This is a genomic window from Mesorhizobium sp. M0296, assembly GCF_040321675.1.
In the GTDB taxonomy this organism is placed as follows: Bacteria; Pseudomonadota; Alphaproteobacteria; order Rhizobiales; family Rhizobiaceae; genus Mesorhizobium.
Map to the genome: position 1 here is coordinate 1 of NZ_JAMYRZ010000034.1, position 17,550 is coordinate 17,550.

The 17,550-nt window shown below is 61.6% G+C and carries 15 protein-coding genes and 4 pseudogenes; 5 read left to right on the forward strand and 14 right to left on the reverse strand.

Features of this window, described 5'->3' with window-relative positions; all coding sequences use genetic code 11:
* Positions 1–148 precede the first annotated feature (148 nt).
* Both NKI97_RS26340 and NKI97_RS26345 read right to left on the reverse strand, forming a co-directional pair.
* Positions 149–535, reverse strand: a complete 387-nt coding sequence (locus NKI97_RS26340) for a type II toxin-antitoxin system VapC family toxin (RefSeq protein WP_352690994.1) — start codon at positions 533–535, stop codon at positions 149–151.
* Positions 535–792, reverse strand: coding sequence for a type II toxin-antitoxin system VapB family antitoxin (locus NKI97_RS26345; RefSeq protein WP_031195575.1), 258 nt, complete (start codon positions 790–792; stop codon positions 535–537). Before NKI97_RS26345 ends, NKI97_RS26340 begins: the two co-directional genes overlap by 1 nt.
* A 168-nt stretch (positions 793–960) precedes the next feature.
* Between NKI97_RS26345 and NKI97_RS26350 the strand changes: the two genes are divergently transcribed.
* The 5 genes and pseudogenes from NKI97_RS26350 to NKI97_RS26370 all read left to right on the forward strand — a co-directional run bounded on the left by NKI97_RS26350 (position 961) and on the right by NKI97_RS26370 (position 5,532).
* Positions 961–1,977 carry a DUF1403 family protein gene (locus NKI97_RS26350; RefSeq protein ID WP_352837477.1) on the forward strand — a complete coding sequence of 339 codons (1,017 nt, stop codon included), beginning with the start codon at positions 961–963 and terminating at the stop codon, positions 1,975–1,977.
* Positions 1,978–1,982: 5 nt separating this feature from the next.
* Positions 1,983–2,690: an SMC-Scp complex subunit ScpB gene (gene scpB, locus NKI97_RS26355; protein WP_352837480.1), complete on the forward strand. Its 708-nt coding sequence runs from the start codon at positions 1,983–1,985 to the stop codon at positions 2,688–2,690.
* A gap of 353 nt (positions 2,691–3,043) precedes the next feature.
* Positions 3,044–4,144 (forward strand): annotated as a pseudogene (locus tag NKI97_RS26360) (RHE_PE00001 family protein).
* Between the two features lie 92 nt (positions 4,145–4,236).
* Positions 4,237–4,923, forward strand: coding sequence for an XRE family transcriptional regulator (locus NKI97_RS26365; RefSeq protein ID WP_352837483.1), 687 nt, complete (start codon positions 4,237–4,239; stop codon positions 4,921–4,923).
* Positions 4,924–5,532 carry an RES family NAD+ phosphorylase gene (locus NKI97_RS26370; protein WP_352837486.1) on the forward strand — a complete coding sequence of 203 codons (609 nt, stop codon included), beginning with the start codon at positions 4,924–4,926 and terminating at the stop codon, positions 5,530–5,532. It begins immediately after the preceding gene.
* Between the two features lie 258 nt (positions 5,533–5,790).
* Here the strand turns inward: NKI97_RS26370 and NKI97_RS26375 are convergent, their stop codons facing one another.
* The 12 genes and pseudogenes from NKI97_RS26375 to NKI97_RS26430 form a co-directional block, all read right to left on the reverse strand.
* Entirely contained in the window at positions 5,791–7,140 is a 1,350-nt protein-coding gene (locus NKI97_RS26375; RefSeq protein ID WP_352837488.1) for an AAA domain-containing protein, read from the reverse strand.
* Entirely contained in the window at positions 7,137–7,532 is a 396-nt protein-coding gene (locus tag NKI97_RS26380; protein ID WP_352837491.1) for a hypothetical protein, read from the reverse strand. Before NKI97_RS26380 ends, NKI97_RS26375 begins: the two co-directional genes overlap by 4 nt.
* Positions 7,529–8,575, reverse strand: a complete 1,047-nt coding sequence (locus NKI97_RS26385) for a hypothetical protein (RefSeq protein WP_352837494.1) — start codon at positions 8,573–8,575, stop codon at positions 7,529–7,531. Before NKI97_RS26385 ends, NKI97_RS26380 begins: the two co-directional genes overlap by 4 nt.
* On the reverse strand, positions 8,568–9,680 hold the full coding sequence (locus NKI97_RS26390) for a hypothetical protein (RefSeq protein WP_352837497.1): 1,113 nt from the start codon (positions 9,678–9,680) through the stop codon (positions 8,568–8,570). Before NKI97_RS26390 ends, NKI97_RS26385 begins: the two co-directional genes overlap by 8 nt.
* Positions 9,677–10,525 carry a hypothetical protein gene (locus NKI97_RS26395; protein ID WP_352837499.1) on the reverse strand — a complete coding sequence of 283 codons (849 nt, stop codon included), beginning with the start codon at positions 10,523–10,525 and terminating at the stop codon, positions 9,677–9,679. The genes NKI97_RS26390 and NKI97_RS26395 overlap by 4 nt, the downstream gene beginning before the upstream one ends.
* A 184-nt stretch (positions 10,526–10,709) precedes the next feature.
* A complete protein-coding gene (locus NKI97_RS26400) occupies positions 10,710–11,324 on the reverse strand; it encodes an MAE_28990/MAE_18760 family HEPN-like nuclease (RefSeq protein WP_352837501.1) in 615 nt (204 codons plus the stop codon).
* Positions 11,308–12,444, reverse strand: coding sequence for a DUF262 domain-containing protein (locus NKI97_RS26405; RefSeq protein ID WP_352837504.1), 1,137 nt, complete (start codon positions 12,442–12,444; stop codon positions 11,308–11,310). Before NKI97_RS26405 ends, NKI97_RS26400 begins: the two co-directional genes overlap by 17 nt.
* A gap of 14 nt (positions 12,445–12,458) precedes the next feature.
* The gene (locus NKI97_RS26410; RefSeq protein ID WP_352837507.1) at positions 12,459–13,757 is read right to left on the reverse strand and encodes a hypothetical protein; all 1,299 of its coding nucleotides are present in this window, start codon (positions 13,755–13,757) and stop codon (positions 12,459–12,461) included.
* Between the two features lie 316 nt (positions 13,758–14,073).
* Positions 14,074–14,628: a hypothetical protein gene (locus tag NKI97_RS26415; RefSeq protein WP_352837510.1), complete on the reverse strand. Its 555-nt coding sequence runs from the start codon at positions 14,626–14,628 to the stop codon at positions 14,074–14,076.
* A gap of 187 nt (positions 14,629–14,815) precedes the next feature.
* Positions 14,816–15,352 (reverse strand): annotated as a pseudogene (locus NKI97_RS26420) (IS630 family transposase); the annotation flags it as partial.
* A 16-nt stretch (positions 15,353–15,368) separates the two neighbouring features.
* A pseudogene (dinB, locus tag NKI97_RS26425) lies at positions 15,369–15,876 on the reverse strand (DNA polymerase IV); the annotation flags it as partial.
* 241 nt (positions 15,877–16,117) lie between these two features.
* Positions 16,118–17,438 (reverse strand): annotated as a pseudogene (locus NKI97_RS26430) (DUF2130 domain-containing protein).
* Positions 17,439–17,550: the final 112 nt, after the last annotated feature.

Sequence of the window (17,550 nt, forward strand, 5' to 3'; positions counted from 1 at the left end):
TGCGCAGGCAGGCTGGGATTGGCAATGGCTGGAAGGGGAGGGGACGAGGCTAGGTCGGCATCGCCCATCTGCATGACGATATCGACGATGTCGGGCATGTCGTCATCGCCGGAAGCAGCGGATGATCGTTGCGCGTCGCCAGCCATGCTCATGCCGCTTCGATATCCGTTTGGGAGAAGTCTTTGCCGATGAAAAGCAGCGGTTCATCCGCACGCTTTGCCAAAGCATATGACAGGCAATCGGCAAAATTCAGCGCCGCCGGGTGGTGGCCCTTGCCGTAGGTCAGCCAACCCTGGGTCGCCAGATCAACCAATTCGGAGTCGACAGGAATGATGTCGGCCTCGATTTTGCGCAGCCAAAGATCGATCTCGGCCAATGCGTGTTCGCCGCGCCTGCTGACCAGCACCATGCGTGCCTCGAGCACGCAGGTTGCCGGGACCAGACGGATTGGGTCCAAGACCAGCGCTCGTTCCAGCCTTGCTGCCTCAGGCTCGCTCCGAAGGATCGCTACAACAGCTGAGGTATCGATCACCATCAGTTAGGGATTCCATGCTCGTCATACCCGATGATCTCCTCGTCGCTGCGACTATCCAGTTCAGGCAATCGTGCCACTCTTTCTCGGATGGCGCGCAATTCTGCCAGCAGACGCTCCTGAGCGGTCTCTCCAAAGCCCAAGCGATGCAAGCGCTCGCTCAGGGCCTGATGAATGGCTGCTGTCTTACTGATACCCTGGCGGCGTGCGAGTTCGTCGGCGAGAGCCACGGTGGCCGGATTTTTGATGTTCAGGGACACGAAAGACTCCAATATTCTACCTTTCTGGCGTTTTCTACCATGGTTCCCCAGCCTCGTAAACAACGAATGATAAGGCAACATTATCGTTCGGTTTGTCAGTACGACAGGCGCAGCGCTTGTTGTCCATTTCTGTTGCCAAAAGCGCCGCCATGATTCATCGTACTGTCGATGATTCTGCGTCCTAAACCCTCTCCGCGCCACGACGCCACGCCTGCCGGTGCACCTTCGATCGCGCCGATGGCAACGGTGCCGGCCTGGCTACGTCGGGCGGTTCCCGATGCGCAAAGCCTTGCGGGAAAAGGCGTTGAGGACGTCGCGCTCGCCGCCGGCGCCACCATCGGCGCGCTCGATGCGGTGGTCCGCCGGCAGGAGCGATGGGCCGGCGCCTGGCGGCAGCGGCTGGCGCTTGTCGCTGCCGCGGTGACGGCAAAGCAGGCCGGCCGCGTCGAGGATGAAGCAGCACTTCGCGACGCCGTGCTGCTCACGCGGCCGGGCGACAATGTCGGGCCCGCCGGTCTTTTGCTCCTCGCCTGGCGTCGGCTGGCGACCCGGCCGGCTGAGGAATTGCTGACGGCGAAAAACCTCGCTGCGGTGCTGGAAGATCTCGGTCACGCCCGTGACGACGAGGCCCTTAGCGATCTGTCGACCGCGCTACGGCAACTCGGCGCCGGCACCGATGTGGTCGGGATCCTGAACGGTGCCTTCATGGCCGCCGAACGACACGGCTTCGGCCGCGTCCTCGGAGCCTGGCTCGCCGATGCCCTGCTGGCGCAACGGCTGGGTTGGGCGCATGCGGTGCCGCTGCTGGGCGCCGATGCGGCCTTGGGCACAAGCGCCCGCCCGCGTCGATCGGCAGCTGGCTCTGTCGCGACAAGCATTGAGACACATCCCGCGCGTGCGAAAGGCCTGCTTGCCGCGCAGGCGCGCGCTGCGCTGCGCGCGATTGATCTTTCCGCCGACCTCGAGCGCCGCGCGGACCGGCTGCTTGCCGTTGCGCCAAAGCTCAGGGCCAAGGCAGCGGACGCTGTTGTCGACAAGCTCCTGTCCGACGATGCGATCGTGGGATCCGAAAAGATCGCAGGCATGAGCGACCGTGGGCTGCGCCGCCTGTTCGACCGGCTGGTCGAGTTCGGCGCCGTCCGCGAGATGTCCGGCCGCACCGCGTTCCGCATCTATGGGCTCTGACGACCATGGTGGAGGCAGTGCGCAGGCGAGGGGGGAGCCCGTCAGATAACCGTCGATCGGCTGACCAGCTGTTTGACCGGGAGCTGGATCACCTGCCGCCGGAGGCCCGCTGGCGCGAATGGATGCATCGCGTCGAGGCAACGATTTTTGCGGCCAGCGAGCCGGTCAACCGCGAAACGCTCGCCCGCATCGTCGGCAAAAGCTGCAGCATTGATCTCCTCATCGACGACATCCGCCAAGAACTGCGCGGTCGGCCCTATGACCTCGTCGCCGTCGCAGGCGGTTTTCGGCACCTGACCCGGCCGGCCTATGCCGATGCCATCCGTGCCGCGGTCGGCGGAAACGAGCGAGCCGTGGATCTGACACAATCTGAAGTGCTGGTGCTGATGTGTGTGGCGTACTTCCAGCCGATCACCCGCGCCGAGCTTTCTTCCTTCTTCGGCAAGGAGATCAGCCGCGATCTCATCGGTCATCTGCGCGGCGCGAAGCTGATTGCGTCCGGTCCGCGCAGCCCGACGCCCGGCGCGCCCTACACCTACGTCACGACTAAAGAATTCCTGCAGGAGTTCGGTCTTGACACGCTGCGCGACCTGCCGGATTTCGAGGCGCTTGAGGACGCCGGACTGCTGTCGAAGGAAAAGCTGCTGGCGGGGCACATCATCCCTGGCTTTGCCGTCGGCCCAGAGCCCGTCGGAGTCGAACTCGACGAATAGCCGCGGCGCTTTGTGTATGAAGCTTGTCCGAAATTCGTAGATATTTCGGACATCTTGACCGTCCTTCGTCCGAAATCGGATCACAGATTTCGGACAAAGCCCCGGCATCAACCCGCCAATATCTCGATCTGCGATCGCCGCTGCAAACGTCGCCTCTGAGAGGCGAGCCGCCTCTAAACTGATCGTATATCCCGATTAATAATAAGAATGTAATCAACTTCCCATATTTTAAATAATGACAGTATCGATAAGAGATCATTATCGATAGTGAAAGGTGCGCAAAGGAAAATCCCCCACGAGTAAACTTAACATCGATATAGCTTGACTAACGCGAATCAGCCATCATGAAAACAATGGCTTACACGCTCGACAAACTGCCTCTGAACACCCTGATCGGGCCGGTTTCCCGCGCGACCGAGGTTTTGGTCCGCCTCGACGAGCGGCTCGCCCGCTCTCCCGTCCGCGACGGTTTTGTCGAACGCCAGCATTTTGCCGACGCGGCCGCAGCACTTTGGCTGGAGGGCGAGCTCGTCCACCTCGAGGACGTGGTGCTGCACGACGCCCATATGGACATCCGCACGCCGACCCACGAACTCACCCGCGCGCATGCGGTGCTGCGAACCCGCCGGCGGATTTTTGCGCAAAAGCCGGACTGGGCGCTCAGCCGCGACGGTTTTTTGGCCCTGACCGGCCGCGGCGGCGCGACGCCGGCATCGGGGCCAAAAAGCCGGGACGGGGAGGGGGCCAGCCCCATTGAGGCTGACGGTCGGGATGACGCTGACGACGATCTTCTGGCCGAAGAATTTGCCGAGATCGATGCTGTCCTGGCACGCTCGTCAAAGATTCTGAGCGGCGCCGACGTGCCTGGTCGAAAGGAGGAAACGTCATGACGTGACCGGCCGGAGCCGCAAAACGGCCTGATCTACGATTTCGACTGGAATGAAGAAGAACGCCTGGCCGAATGGCAGGACGTTATCGCCAGGACGCGCGATCTGCCGGTCGTCCTGCGCGCGGCGTTGCTTCTCGACGCCTGGTCCGACATTGAGGTGCTGCAGCATGCCGCCTGGCTCGCCGCGCTGCTGCGCCAGGAAGGTCTTGCCGCCAACCATCTCGCCAGCCTGCATCTCGGCGCCAAAAACATTCCACGAGAGCGGCGGCGGGCGCGCAATCGCTCGGATCGGTTGTTGGCTTTTGTCGATGCCATCCACGAGGCAGCGCTTGCCGGGTTGAAAGAGCATGACCGGCTGGTGATGGCGAAAAGCCAGATGGAGCGAAAACTCCGCGAGCGCCGCGCCAACTCGAAATTGGCCGATGTGATCGAACTCGTGCTGTCGCGGCCAGTTGTCTCGACTGGCATGGTTCAGAAGAAACAGGGGGCGCTCAATCTGGTCGGTGAGCTTGGCCTGCGCGAGATGACGGGGAGGGGAAGGTTTCGCGCCTGGGGAATTGTTTAGTCCGCAGCCATTCGCTACTAGCTTTACGAAATTATCGAACTTGACGAACTTGCGATCTGCAACCATATTGGTGACAGCAGGAGGTTCTCATCATGGCCGCTCCAAAACGCAGCAATCATAGCGGGACCGCATCGCATGCGGGAGTCGCCGCCCTGAGTTTCACCACAAAGCTGCCGGCACAGGCAGACTTCAAGAAGGTATTGCTCGAACGCTATCAGGAAGCGATCGCACGCAGCCGCAAGATCGGCCACCGCGTATCGTTCCGGGTAGAGGTCGATCCGGCGGCTGATGCGCAGACGATCACGCCGGTCGAAGAGCAACCGATCGCTTCAGACGATACCTTTCCCGTCGAGGACACGGGCATGCCCGATGCCGATCTCGAGGCGGCTCTTGCCGGAGCGCGCGCGCGTGGCCGCAAGCGTGTCGCCGAGATTGTCGCCGGCGAGGACATGCTGAGCGCGGATGCCTTTGCCAAGCTGCTCGGCACGTCGCGCGTGACGGTCAACGCCAGGCGGCAAAGCGGACAGGTGCTCGGGATCGATGGCGCCAAACGCGGTTTCCGCTTTCCTGTCTGGCAACTCGACAGGGACGGTCGTCCCTTCGGCGCATTGCCGGCGCTGCATGCCATGTTGGGCAATAGTGCCTGGGCCGTCTATCGGTTTTTGGTGTCGCGCCATGGCGTCCTTGATGGGCGGACGGGCCTTCGAGCCCTTCAACAAGGCGATGACGCCTCGGTTTTGGCTGCGGCAGAAGGCATGGCCAGGGGCGATTTCGACTGAATGCCCGGCGTTCCACCTCCACCCGATTTCGGGCTTGCAAACGTCGAAATCGAGACCATATCGCCGGGACGGACATTCTGTCGTATCTACTGGAGCACCTATCCTGATCCGTTGGGATATGGGAAGTCGCCGAGCCGATTCAGCGATCCTCGACGCCGTGTCGACGTCAATCGGTTTGGCGTTCTTTATCTCGGCGACTCACTGAAGGTGTGCTTTCTAGAAACGGTGCTCCGCGACCGCCGCGAAGGGCTTGTCGACGATCTTCCGATAGAGGAGGTGGAACTGACCCAGCGGCGCTATGCGGAGATCACGACTACGGCGGACCTTCGCCTGGTCGACCTCAGGGACGACAACGCGGTCAGGATGGGTATTCCCACCGATGTCGTTCGGGCACAGCGCCAGAACCTGGCACGCCGGTGGTCACTGGCGTTTAACGAGCATTCGTCTCGGCCCGACGGGATTATTTACCCCTCGCGCCTGAACGGGGCGACCAATCTCGCGATCTACGACCGGGCGATACCGAAGCTTCAGCCGAAGCGCGTTTTGACACTTCTCGGCGCGCAGGGGCTGGCTCAGGTTCTGGAGGACTTCCGGGTGGGGTTGGTGTGAGGCTGTCTGTATTCCAATCGCCGCGGAAGGCCGTCATAGCGTCTTGAGGGCCTGGAAGCGGACCGGCAGCTTTAAGCTACAAATAGTCGGAAGCGGACGTTGAGGCACTCCGCTTGCATCGTCGAGAACTGCTTGAGCGGACGCTCGGATCTCCAGACTGAAAGGCCGGAATGCGCCTTCCAGTCGCTCAACGTGAAAGCGGCTCAACCCGAAAGCGGTCGTTCGTTCAGCCGTGTTAAGGCTTGAGGGTTGAAGTTGTCAGCCGACCCGATCGAGCCTGCTTCTGCTCGGGACGGGGTAGACCCTGTTGTCACGTGCCAGCTGTTGCAGAAGGCGGGTGTTGGCCAACCAACCATCAAATTCCGGGTCGGCTGAGATGCCAAGGCTACGGTCTCCTGTTGGTGCATAACGTCGTAGCTGGTGACTGACACCGCCACGGCTGAACATCCAGCAAGCCACACGATGGCGAGAAAGCAGGACACACAGCCGACCCGCGTCTAGATGAAAGCCGGTAGCGTCCGATCGACCTGACAAGGGGTGCTGGACGAACATCAACGGTCGCTCCAATCCTTGAAACCGATTGGCCGTCTCGACGAAGACCCCGGCTAGAGCTGGGCCAAGGCGTTCCCGGACGGCGTTGACCTGTGCGACATGGGCGCAGGCGACCCCGATCATTTCCGGAGTTACCGGGACTGCTTTTCCTTGGTGGTCGAGAATCCGCGCCCCACGTGTTAGCACGCGGCCGATAGTCCAAACCATTTCTGCGGCGAGATCTGGATCTACTTCGCCGGCGATCATCGCCGGGAGTTCGACCATTACCAAGCTTTGCCCCGCCACTACAGCGTCAAGTGGGGTGTCCATCGGGGCGATCCCAGGAGTATCGAAGGTCAGGGGTCTTGCATCGTCCAAGGCGACGAACGGCATGTCAGGATAGAAGGCCGGCTGGATGAAGTCGACGGTATCCCGCACGAGGCGCCGCGAAACCGGCAGGCTCATCTGGCGGACTTCGGGATGACGCTCGATCAGGGCCCGTGGCGCTGGTACGTGCGGGCCGGCCGGGTCACAGCGCCAGCGTTCGAGCTCAGCTTGGATCACCGGATCGATCTGGCCGGGATCGCCGATCAGGACCTGTCGTGACGCGAGGCCCGCTATCTGGTGATAGCGATAGTCTGGAAGTTGGTAGGCCTCATCGACGATTTGCAGATCGAAAAGGCGGTGATCGGCGTCCAACCAGGACCACTTAGCGCCGTTGCCCACGACGACGCAGGGGCCATCCGGCAGATCGCCCGCGCGATGGATTACCCGGAGGTTGGGCAACGACGTGACGTTGGCAGGCGGCGTCAGCTTCCCGCTGGCAATCATATAGAACGGCAGCCGCGAGAAGCCTCCGCAGAGCCGGCGCAGAAGATCGAAGGCCTGCTCGTTTGTCTGGGTCGTGACCATGGCCCGCTCGCCCATGACCCCAAGCGCTTGAACAGCAAGACGCTCCGCAACGCCGGTCTTGCCGGCGCCGGGCGGCGAGTTCAGCACCACGGCAGGATCTCGCGTCCACTGAGTGGCGAGCACCGCTTCGACGGATCGCTCGGCTAGCTCGGCAGAGGTCGTCATCGGAGGGCCTCCACAGCGGCCAGGAGGTTGAGGGGTTGTGCAATGGGCGTCGCCTGCGGCGCGGTGGCATCTTGCGAATGGGTCCACGGCGTCTCGGCTAGTCTACCGGACATCTTGCCACGCTCGCGATAGAGTTGGTTCCAATCAGGGGGCGGCGGCGCCAATTCGATCGCCGCGCCAATCGAAGGCATACCGACTGCGCGCATGCCGGCGGTGACGATGAACCCCACGTGGGTGACTGCCTCATGGCGACGAACGCCTTCCACCGCACACCTGAGACGGGGGTCGGACAGATACGCCATCTCATCGCCTTGCCGTAGATGCAGGTTGGTCTGAGCGGTCTCGACGTGGAAGCGATGAATGGTCTTTCTTGGCACCTTGGTTGCCGTCACGTCGAAACTCGCCCGCTTACGATCTTGCCGGCGAGCCGCCCGCGAGCTTGCGCCAGGGCGTCGCCGTACAGCGCGCCCTGCTCAACATTTTGGGCGGCACGTTCGCGCTCGGAAATCTTGAAAGCGGCCGCCTTGGGCCTGTCGCGATAGGGTAATGCGACGTCCTCGTCACGGCCGCGCATGAAACTCTCGAACTCGTCGGCCTCACGGCGGGCGAGGTCGTCCAACACGCCTGCCGCCGGGAACTGACCTTGCAGGAAGGTGAGCGCTCGCTGAACGGCCTGATAGATGCGCTCGACAATAGGGATGAGTTCGTTTTCGATTGCGCGAGCCCTGCGCTGCTGTTCGGTCACCGACGCCCCTTCGCGTCGCGCCCGGCCATAGGCTGACACGAGCGGCTGGAGGCGCTCACGGTCGAAGACCGGATCGGTCTTTACGCCCATCACCTCTCGCTCGGCCTGCTCGACTGCACGCCGAATGTCGCCGTGCGCAGGCGGGTCGAGCCAGACCAGGAAGGCGCCAAGGTGCTCGTCCTCGCCTTCCTGCTGTCCAGTGCAGTAGTGTGCCGAAAGGGCGCCTGTGGCGGTCATCAGCGCTTGCTGACCCGCCACAGGCGAGCGTTCTGTCGCATAGGTCAGGAGTTCGCCGACCCGCTTGATCGGCGGGTTGTCGCGCGTGAAGCGCAATCGATCAGCCAGGATGTCGAGATGGCCCGCAGCTGCTCCAGACGAAACCCAGATCTGCGGAAATTCGCCGGCCAGCCGGCAGCGCTGAAAGTACGCCTCGATGATTACGCCAAGCCAGGCGATGAGCCCATACTGCTCCTCGCGTACCCGTGGATCGGGAACCACACGGATTTGCGGTGGGCCACCAACGGGGCCAACGGCTAACGCGTGAATCGTCGTGTCTTCGCCTGCCATCGCCAAAGGCGCGATGATCAGCGCATGCGACTGGATGACCATCTGCAGATGCGACGCAGCGCGAACGGCCCGGCCGGCATCGAACGCGCGCAGGCGGCCCACGAGGTTTACAAGATCAGACATGGCCGACGGCTCTCCGCAAGGCTTGATCCGCGGTCCGCAACTCAGCTGCCAAGGTCGCCTCGGCGGCGTTGAGGGGCGGGAGGCCAGAACCCGCCATCAGCTCCAAGGCGCGATCGATTGACCCGGCAGCAGAGAGCTGTTCGGCAGCGAGGTCGCCGAGCACAACCGGATGGCGACCCGCCAAGGCCTGGCGACGGCAATGCTCCCACAGCCCGCAGTGTTCCTTGCAGGACGGTCGGTAGTTGTTAGGCACCGAGGCCAATACGGCTGGGTCGTCCAGAGTAGCGCCGGCTGGCAACATAGTCTCCAGATCGTCGAGGTTAGTCGGCGCTTCGGCGATAGCGCGTTCCACCGAGTCGACCTCGCTGGCGATCGCCATGCGACTCAGGGTCGGGATGAAGAACCCTGTCACGCGCATCACCAGGTCGGCATCGGCAACAGCCAGCTGCTCTGGTTGGCGTGCTCCGAAGCTTTGCAGTGCTTCGCGCAGGCCGACGACGCCGACAGCGGCTTGGCGGCAGGCACTCCGGATGTCGGCCGCATCTGTCTTGCCGCCTCGGTCGGGATAAGATTTGAGCTCTCCCACCCTATAGAAGGGTTCCTGGTCCGCCGCGATGAGGAAGTCAGGTTCAATCGGATGCGGCAGTCCCACCAAGCTGACCAGCAGTCGGGGTTTGATGATAAGGTTCGGCGCCAGCGGATCACCGCGAAACTTGCCTTCCAGCAAGCGGCGCGTTTCCGTCTCACGCCGGCGTCGGGCTCGTAGGTCGGTCCCTGGCGCAAGACCATCGACCGCGACGATCTTAGCCTCCGAGGGCCCGAGAAGGCCTCGTTCCCGATAGAGCGTGAAAAGGTTCGCCGCGCCGTTCTCCAGCAGCTGTCGTTCGAAGCGTTGCCCAAGGGTCAGCGCGAATGGCGACTGACCCTCGCGGTCCGGAAAGCCAAGGATTTGGGCCGCCGTTGCGGGCGTCAGTCCGGCGATGGTCACAGCACGGAGGCGCAAACAGTCGGGGTTGCGCGCAACGCGCTCGATGCCGCGTGCGCCCGGCTCTTCCGCCGGGCGGGCACCTCGCAAGCGCGCAACCCGCTGGTCCGAATTGCTCATCCGCCGACCCTCCCGCCCTGCGAGCCGCCTTCGATCACAGCCGGCAGACCCCAGAGTCGTTGCTGCTCAGGGTATTTGCGAAGTCGGGCGGCTGCGTCCTGCCGCTCCTGCAGGTCGTCGGCTTCGATGGCGCCAAGCTCAGCCTGAACGACGGTGCGGACCTTTTGCCCATCCAGCGGCTGCCCCGAGGCCACGGCGCCGGGAACGCCGCGGGCGTAACGCACCACAAGGCTCTCGATAGCGCTCGCCTGGGGCGCCCCGCCGGCCTGCAGCCGCTCCAGTCGGTCCACGAACGCCAAGGTCGTATAAAGGTGGATGACGCGGAGGCTCCGGGCGCCCACCACCCGGCGCTCAAGATCCCAAGCCGTACTGGTCAGCAGCCGCGGGATGGGCGTTAGGCGCGCCGTGCTCAGCGCCGGAGCCACCCACGCAGGTCTGGAACTCGGATCACGGCGGGCAGCGCGCTCCTCGTCCCGCCGCAGGCTGGCGAATCGGGACGCAGGTATCTCAATGCCGGTTGTGGCTTGGCTGAATTCGCTGACCGTCGAAGGCGCCAGTGGCACTCCGATCTCGTCGGCGATGTCCAGTACCTGCTCGCGCATGGTCTTGCCGCTTGCGCGAGGGCGCGGACGGGCCGGCGTCATCGTCGCATCGGCAAGTGCGTACCGCAGGTCTTCGTTCAACCGCTGCATCTCCGCCGAGAGTTTGCGCAGCTGCGGCTCAACCCGTCCCTGCTCGGCGAGATCGCCGGCTAGGAGCGCAGCGCTGAAGGCGGCGAGCAAAGTCTGCTGCTGTTCTACGACCTTGGTCAGGTGTTGCCGGATAGTGATGACTGTCTGGTTCATGGCCCTTACATAGCATTCCACGTTCTTCCACGCAATACCACGCTTCTGAAATTCGCGCGATCGAGCGCCGCGCCGGCGTAGGACGTGTTAATCAAAGCGTTTGGGAAAGCGACTTAAGCGGCGTCGGCCCGACGGAACGTGCCGTCCCGCAGGGCAGCGAAGACGCCGCTTTGAACGAACTGCATCACTTCGAATGCGGCGGCCGAATATGGTCAGCGCTCGGCACCCGCAGGGCGTCGCCGTGTGCGATGGCGTTGCGCACGCCCAGTAGCCGGTCGATGGCACCCCGGTGCCGATCGACCGCCGGATAATCGAGACCGAGTTGGAATAGGTTTCGTTTCAGCACGACCGAATTCAGGTTGGCCTTGGTATCGACTACGCGGTCGGGGATTTCCACCGTGCGGGCAAGGATCACCTCGTAGGCTTCGACGAAGGTCCGTTCCCGCCAGAGCATGTGAAGGTCTTGGTCGTCTGGGAGGCCGTTGCGAAATTCCGGAGCCTTGCTGTTCGGGTTGCGCAGGGCTGCGAAGACATCGCCAAGGCTGGCCGCCAGCACCGGGAACGCCGCTTCCCGGCAGGGCAGGGCCAAGGCGTTGATCGACCCCGCGTAAGCCAGCAGTGCGAATTTGCAGAAGCCTTCGAGGTGGGCATAGGTGAGGAGGGCCAACGAGCGGAACAACATGTTGCGCTCGGCCTCAACCTCGGTCCTGGCTGCGATGTTCTCGATCAGGCGAAGCTCGGCCTCGCGCTGAAGCCGATCCGCTTCCAGATCTTGAAAGACGTCATCCGGGGAACGCATCGACCAACCGCCGTTCCACAAAGCCGATGCGATCGTTCAGCGGGCCAGGCGAGTTCTTGCCGCCGCCGGTGGTCATCTCGATAAAGACGGCATCAAGTTTGATGGCGATGAGTGTGTCTTTCAAACGTTGAATCACGCCGTCATCGTCTAAGTCCAAGCGATCGAGCACCGCCTGCAGTCCGATGGTGATTGCCTCGAAGTGATAGGCGCCGAAGCCGGCCGTCAGTTTGTCTCGGGTTTTGTATGCTATGGCGAAGGACATATCTCCGAGCGCCTTGCGAAGCGCCGCGAAAGTCCGGCGAAACACTGCCTCCTCGATGTCGTAATCGAAGGTTTCCGCCTCCAGCGGGTCGGCCACCTCCTCCATGTATTCGGTTAGGAAGTCGGTGACCTCGTGCTTGAATCGAGCGCGCCGATTCTTCAGTGCGAAGAATCTTAGTACCAACTCCTGATCGAAAGCGGACAGCTTGCGCGCCGGGGTCATCCCGCTGGTGCATTCCTTAAAGTCATCGACGTCGCTCATGCGGATGAGAAAATCGGGAAAGACCGCACCCAGCAGGCGGATTGTGCAGTTGCGCAATTGCTGCGCAGACAATAGCTCTCCGCCCGTGTTGAGCCGCTTGAACATATGATACTTGAACCGCGGATCGGTCTCCTTGCGGACGACTTCGACACGGATGAAAGCCCGCTTCAAGCGAATTTGCAGCGCCGTAGGGAAGTCGTTGAAGGTCAGCCCGTTCAAGACGGGAACGATATCGCAGTCCGACAGGGTCAGGAACTCGCCAGGGGCCACCGGCGGGTCAAGATGCGGCGCCGAGAGCTTTGCACGCATGTGCAGATATGACGAGATGCGCTGCAGTCCATCTATCAGCTGATAGGATCCGTCACCTTCCTCGATGACGAAAATGGGCGGCACCGGCATCTCTAGGAGCAGCGATTCTATGAATCGGGACTGCTGTCCCTCGCTCCAACGAAACAGGCGCTGGTAGTCCGGCGTGATGTTTAGTTCGCCGTTCTCGCTCATGTCCAAGAGTTCGTTGAACGACAGATCTAGAGATTGGGTGCTCGCCTTCTTCAGCGTTGCGGCGATCGACTCGATCAACGGAGATGCATCGGTCATTGCTGTATCGCCTCTTAGCTCTTCTCAAAGCAGAGCACCGCTTCGACCGCGCCGACGGCGCGCTTGTAGGTGCGGGTGTGGGGATTGATGCCGGCCATGGAGCGCTTGAACTCGAAGTCGACGCGCCGCCGCAGTCGCAGGCCTGCGGCTGCCGCCATCTCCGTCGTAATGCTGGGAAGGTCGTTGTGGATATTTTTATAATATGAGTCCTGGACGATCAGGACGGCCGTCCCGGCAGGTTTAAGACCCCTAGCGAGATGCGCGAGCGAGAGCGCCATCTTCTCGAAATAGTCGAGATGGGTCTTGTAGTAGTAGCCGGCGGACGCCTTCGACGGGTGCGCCTTTAGATTCGCGATAAACTGGCCACAGGTCGATCCCCAAGCTGCGTCTACCTCAATCTCATGATTTGGAACCCGGGTTGACCCGATCATTTGACGGCCGAGGTCTTCCATCTTCACGTCGACGAGGGGGTGCAACACGGCTAGTTCGATACGGGTGGCCGCGCTGTAATCGATCCGTGTGCAATAGGGAGGCGAGGTCAGCACCATGTCGATGCTCCCTGTCGGTAGCTTCGTGGACGTTGTGTCCGCAAGCTGTAACTCCGCGATTGCCTGATCCTTCTGAGGATCCTCATCCCACTCGGCCAATGCCTCGGCCATGTTCTTCACATTCGCCGTAAAGGCTGAGAGAATCGCTTCACGATCCGCGGCGATGAGAGCTTCGTTGGCCTTTGGCTTGCGGAGCCAAGTCGGATTGGACGAGCGGAAAGGCGTCGACATTTCCCGGCAAACTGAGAACAACGCCACGTAGAACGTGGCGGCTAGACCCGAGATGTGATCGAGCCTTACGCCATCAGGGGTGGACGTGCGCTCTCCGACCAGCTGGCTACGAATACGGCGCTCCAGGGCGCGTATGAGCGCAGCCGTTGCGGGCTCGAACCACCATAGGAGCGGATCTTCAGGCTGTAGAATTCGTTGATCGGCCCGGATGCCTTTGACTGTTTCGCGCCCAAGCGGCTCAAGACTGTCAGCCTCGGACGGGGGCAGCAGGCGCGCCCGAGCTACAATGATCATGGTGGGGTTGAGATCGAACCCTTTAGACGCAAAGCCAAGCTGGGATGCAGAGAAGGTCGTCGTACCGCTGCCATTCCAAGGGTCAAGGATCACGGATCCTTTAGACAGATTTGCGCTCTCCAGCAGTGCCCGAGCAAAGCTCTCTGGGTAGCCGGCGTAGTATGGGAAGAAGCCGTTCCATCCCCGCTGCGCTTGGGGCGTTCTTTTTGGCGACTGGATAACGAGAGAATCAAACATCATCAGCTAGTCTTTCGTTTGGAAGAGGATTGATGACATTTCACTCCCGAGGAGGCGCTTAGGTTATCTGTCATGGCGAAGCAGGCGCATGATGGAGCGCCGAACTAGCCGGTGCTTCGAGGGGTGTCCTGCCAACGGATGGTCGTACATGATCGGGTGGAATCAGAGCCCTCAGTATGCTGCCACCTTAGCGGCTTTTTGCTCAGCATTGCCAAGACAAATGCGTTCCACTTCTTCATTACGGCTCGCTTCTCTGGCATGTTTCCATCGGTCGTAGCTCTTTGAACTGACTGGCTCGCAATTCCCCCCAATAGCGGAGTCAATCGGTGCCCCGAATGCCGAAAGCGGCGCGCAGCGACTGGTGCGTCAGCGAAGAGACGCGGCCGATATGATCGACATAGTTCTCTTCGTCGTCATAGATTTGCTCGCCTTCCCACCACACCAAATCGGCAGTGCTGTCGCCCAAGATTTTGCGTGCCCGGCGGGTAATGCCTGACCAAGCGCCCCGCAGGTCGAGGTAGTTTTCGGTTTCAGGCGCGGCCGCGATAGCATCCTTCATGTGGAACTCGGGCGTGTCGCTTTCTGCGATGACGCGAAGCGCCGCAGTGGATTTTGCGCTGATCGGCTCGGCGATCAATTTCCGCGCCATCGCGACCGTCAGATCGGCCGGGCCGTCCTCTATGGCCGGAAGCGCGCGCGGCGTCGGCAAACGCGCATCGGTAGGCGGTGCGACCATGCTGCTCGCGATCAGACCGACATAGGCCAGAAGCTCGTTCCGGGTGGTGTCGGTGAACCCAGGCAGTGCAGCGGTTGGGATCAGAAGTGCAGGACCGTCCATATTCATTCTCCTCGAATCAGCCTCTATCAGGCTCATTGTTTGTCACTCATCCTGAATTGATAGTCAACAGTGATTATCAGTGACGATCAATAAGACTCAGTGAGAGGCGAGAGAGAGGTGGTATCGGTTGCCGGATCGGCGCGGTTTGGCAAAAAGGGGAGCAGGAAAAAGTGTGGGGTGATGCCGATGGTATCTCCGGCAAATCGGCGCTAGAGCGCTTCCAGGTTTTGACGGAAGCGTATCCAGCGTTTGCGAAGTAGTTGCTGCATTCGTGTGGCTCGATGGTTGTGACGAGGTGGCCGATATGGCGCCAGGTTTCCTCAATCGTTCGCTTCTGGGCGGCTCGCATCCAGTGCTTGATCTTGGCGAAGGCCTGCTCGATCGGGTTGAGGTCTGGGGAGTATGGCGGCAGGTACCAGAGCCTGGCGCCGGCGGCGCGGATCATCTTGCCGATGGCGGCCGATTTGTGCGAGCCGAGATTGTCCATCACGACGATGTCGCCGGGTTCGAGCACGGGCACGAGCTGCTGCTCGACATAGGCCCGGAAGCATTGGCCGTTGATCGGGCCATCGAAGACGCAGGGCGCGGCGAGCCGGTCGAGCCGCAAGGCGCCGAGGAAGGTCAGCGTGCGCCAGTGGCCATGCGGAGCAAAGCCGCGCAGACGCTTGCCTTTCGGTCCCCAGCCGTAGAGCGGCGCCATGTTGGTCTTGATCCAGGTTTCGTCGATGAAGACCAGCCGTCTCGGGTCGAGGCGGGACTGTCAGGAATTCTGTGCGCGAGGCCATCTTGGCGAGGAACTTGTTGTAGCTGACACCGGCTGAGGCGGTAAGGCCGGTCTTCGCCTTGATCTTCGCCCGGATCGCCTCGGCGATCTCGGTTGCCGTGGCCATCCCCTGCATGTTTTCGGTCACGTCGAGATAGGCCTTCGTCCAGCGAAAGCGGTTCGATCAGCGGCGTGTACTCGGCGAAGATCTCCCGGATTTGCTGCGAGACCGCCTTGTAGACGTCGAACCGGGGTTTGACGAAAATCAGATCAGGGCATTTGCGCCTCGCCGTCACGGAGGGCATCGCCGAGTGGACGCCGAACTTGCGAGCCTCGTAGCTGGCAGCTGCGACCACGCCACGTTCGAGGGCGTGCCCGACGGCGACCGGTTTGCCCCGCAGTTCCGGTCTGTCGCGCTGCTCTACCGAAGCATAGAACGCGTCCATATCTACGTGAATGATCTTGCGCTGCAGCACAGGCCCCTCAGCCCCAGCAGCTTCGCTTGTGACTGCGTCTTCCATGACACTCGTCCGCCTCGATTACCGGCTCTCCTCCACATGCCTTTTTATCCGCGCGCCGAAATCGGCCCCTACCTGCCGTGCCTCTGAGCGCGGTCTGACCGGCCACAGCGATCGGCCGACGATGTTTACCTCAGGTGCGGCGGGCTTCTTTGGCTTACGCCATCCCAAGGAGTCCGATGGTTACGTCTGGGGAAGCGCTCCAGATTGCCAATCGTTTCCTGTTGAGCTGCATACCGATTGCCTATTCGGCATCGGGCGGAGATGCTTCAATAGCCAGGACCTCCAAGCCCTCAATTTCTTGCATCACCTTTCCGGCGATACCTTGCAAGTCGCCGTACATCCCGACGGTCGATTCGATTACGCCTTGTATTTGAGCCTCCCGCTTGGCCCACAAGCGTGTTGTGGTCTTGCGTTCCTTTGCGAGGTCCTCCTGCATATCAGAGAACTTTTCGACGATGGCCTCGACGCGAGTGGCGGAACCGCGGACCGGTCAGATAGCCATAGACCTGCTCCATTTTGGTGGCTTGGCCGTCCTGGGCGAGGCGGGAGTTCGCCAGCTCGATAAGGGATTGTCGCAGCATGATTGCGATTGGTATCGCGCATTTGGGATGGGCGACATAGACGCCGTCTAGAAGATCGAAGGTTTCCACGCCGGGAGGCAGAGCTTCCGAGATCATCAGCGCGATATCCGCCTTCGCCGCCCGCTGATCGGCCCTGAGCTTTCCCAACCAACCCTGGCTCCAGTTCTTGGTGCGTTTCGATTCCCACAAAATGGCGCCGCATGGCTGGCCGGCCGGTCCGACCACGCGGTGCAGGACATCTCCGCCGAACTCACCCTTGGCAACCGGTTCAATGATGTCCATCGGGAACCGGCCGGCAATGAGGGCTTCCAGCTCAAGCTCCAGAACTTCACCCTGCAGCTGCTGGGAACCCTGTTCCGCACGGCGCTTCAGCTCCTCAATCTGACGCGGCATGCCGGCGATCTGTTCTTCCTTTTCCGCGACCTTCATTTTGAGGCCGTCTTCGGCCTCTGATCTCGCCTTGACGCGAACGGCGTTCAGCCCCTCCTGGATCTTCCTTTCGATGGTCAGCGCCATCTCTCGCTTTTCATCGTCAAGCGCACGCTGCTTTTTCAGGAATTCCGCCTGTTGCTGCTGGGCCTCGGTGAGCTTTTCGTCGCGCGCCTTCAACGTCGCCTCCAGCTCGGCAAGCTTCTTATCCTTGTCCTCCAGGTCTACCGAAAGCAGCAATTTTGCCTTGCGGGCTTCCTCGACCGCGATTCCGGCACGCTCAAGCTTGATTTGCTCAGCCACCTGGTTGGCGATGTCCTCTTTGGCGGCGGCGATCTCGGCCTGCTGGCGCTTAAGCTCCTCTTCTCTGGCAGCCATCGATGCCTTGCTCTGCGCCAGGCGCATTTCGTATTCTTCGCGCGTGGCGGCGATCAACGGAGCCGCGAGCGACTCATTGAGCTTGATTTCCGTCTCGCAGCTTGGGCAGCTGATCGTCGGTTCATTGAGAATCCTGTCCCCCTGCAGCATGGTATTAGTGGGCTGGACGGTCATCTGCGCGCTGTCTCCCTGAGGAATCTGTTGAAGGACACGCCAGACTATATCTCGCCAAGCGCTTTCGGAAAAGAACAAAGAGTGAACCGATGGGTTATCCCCCGCCGCAAAG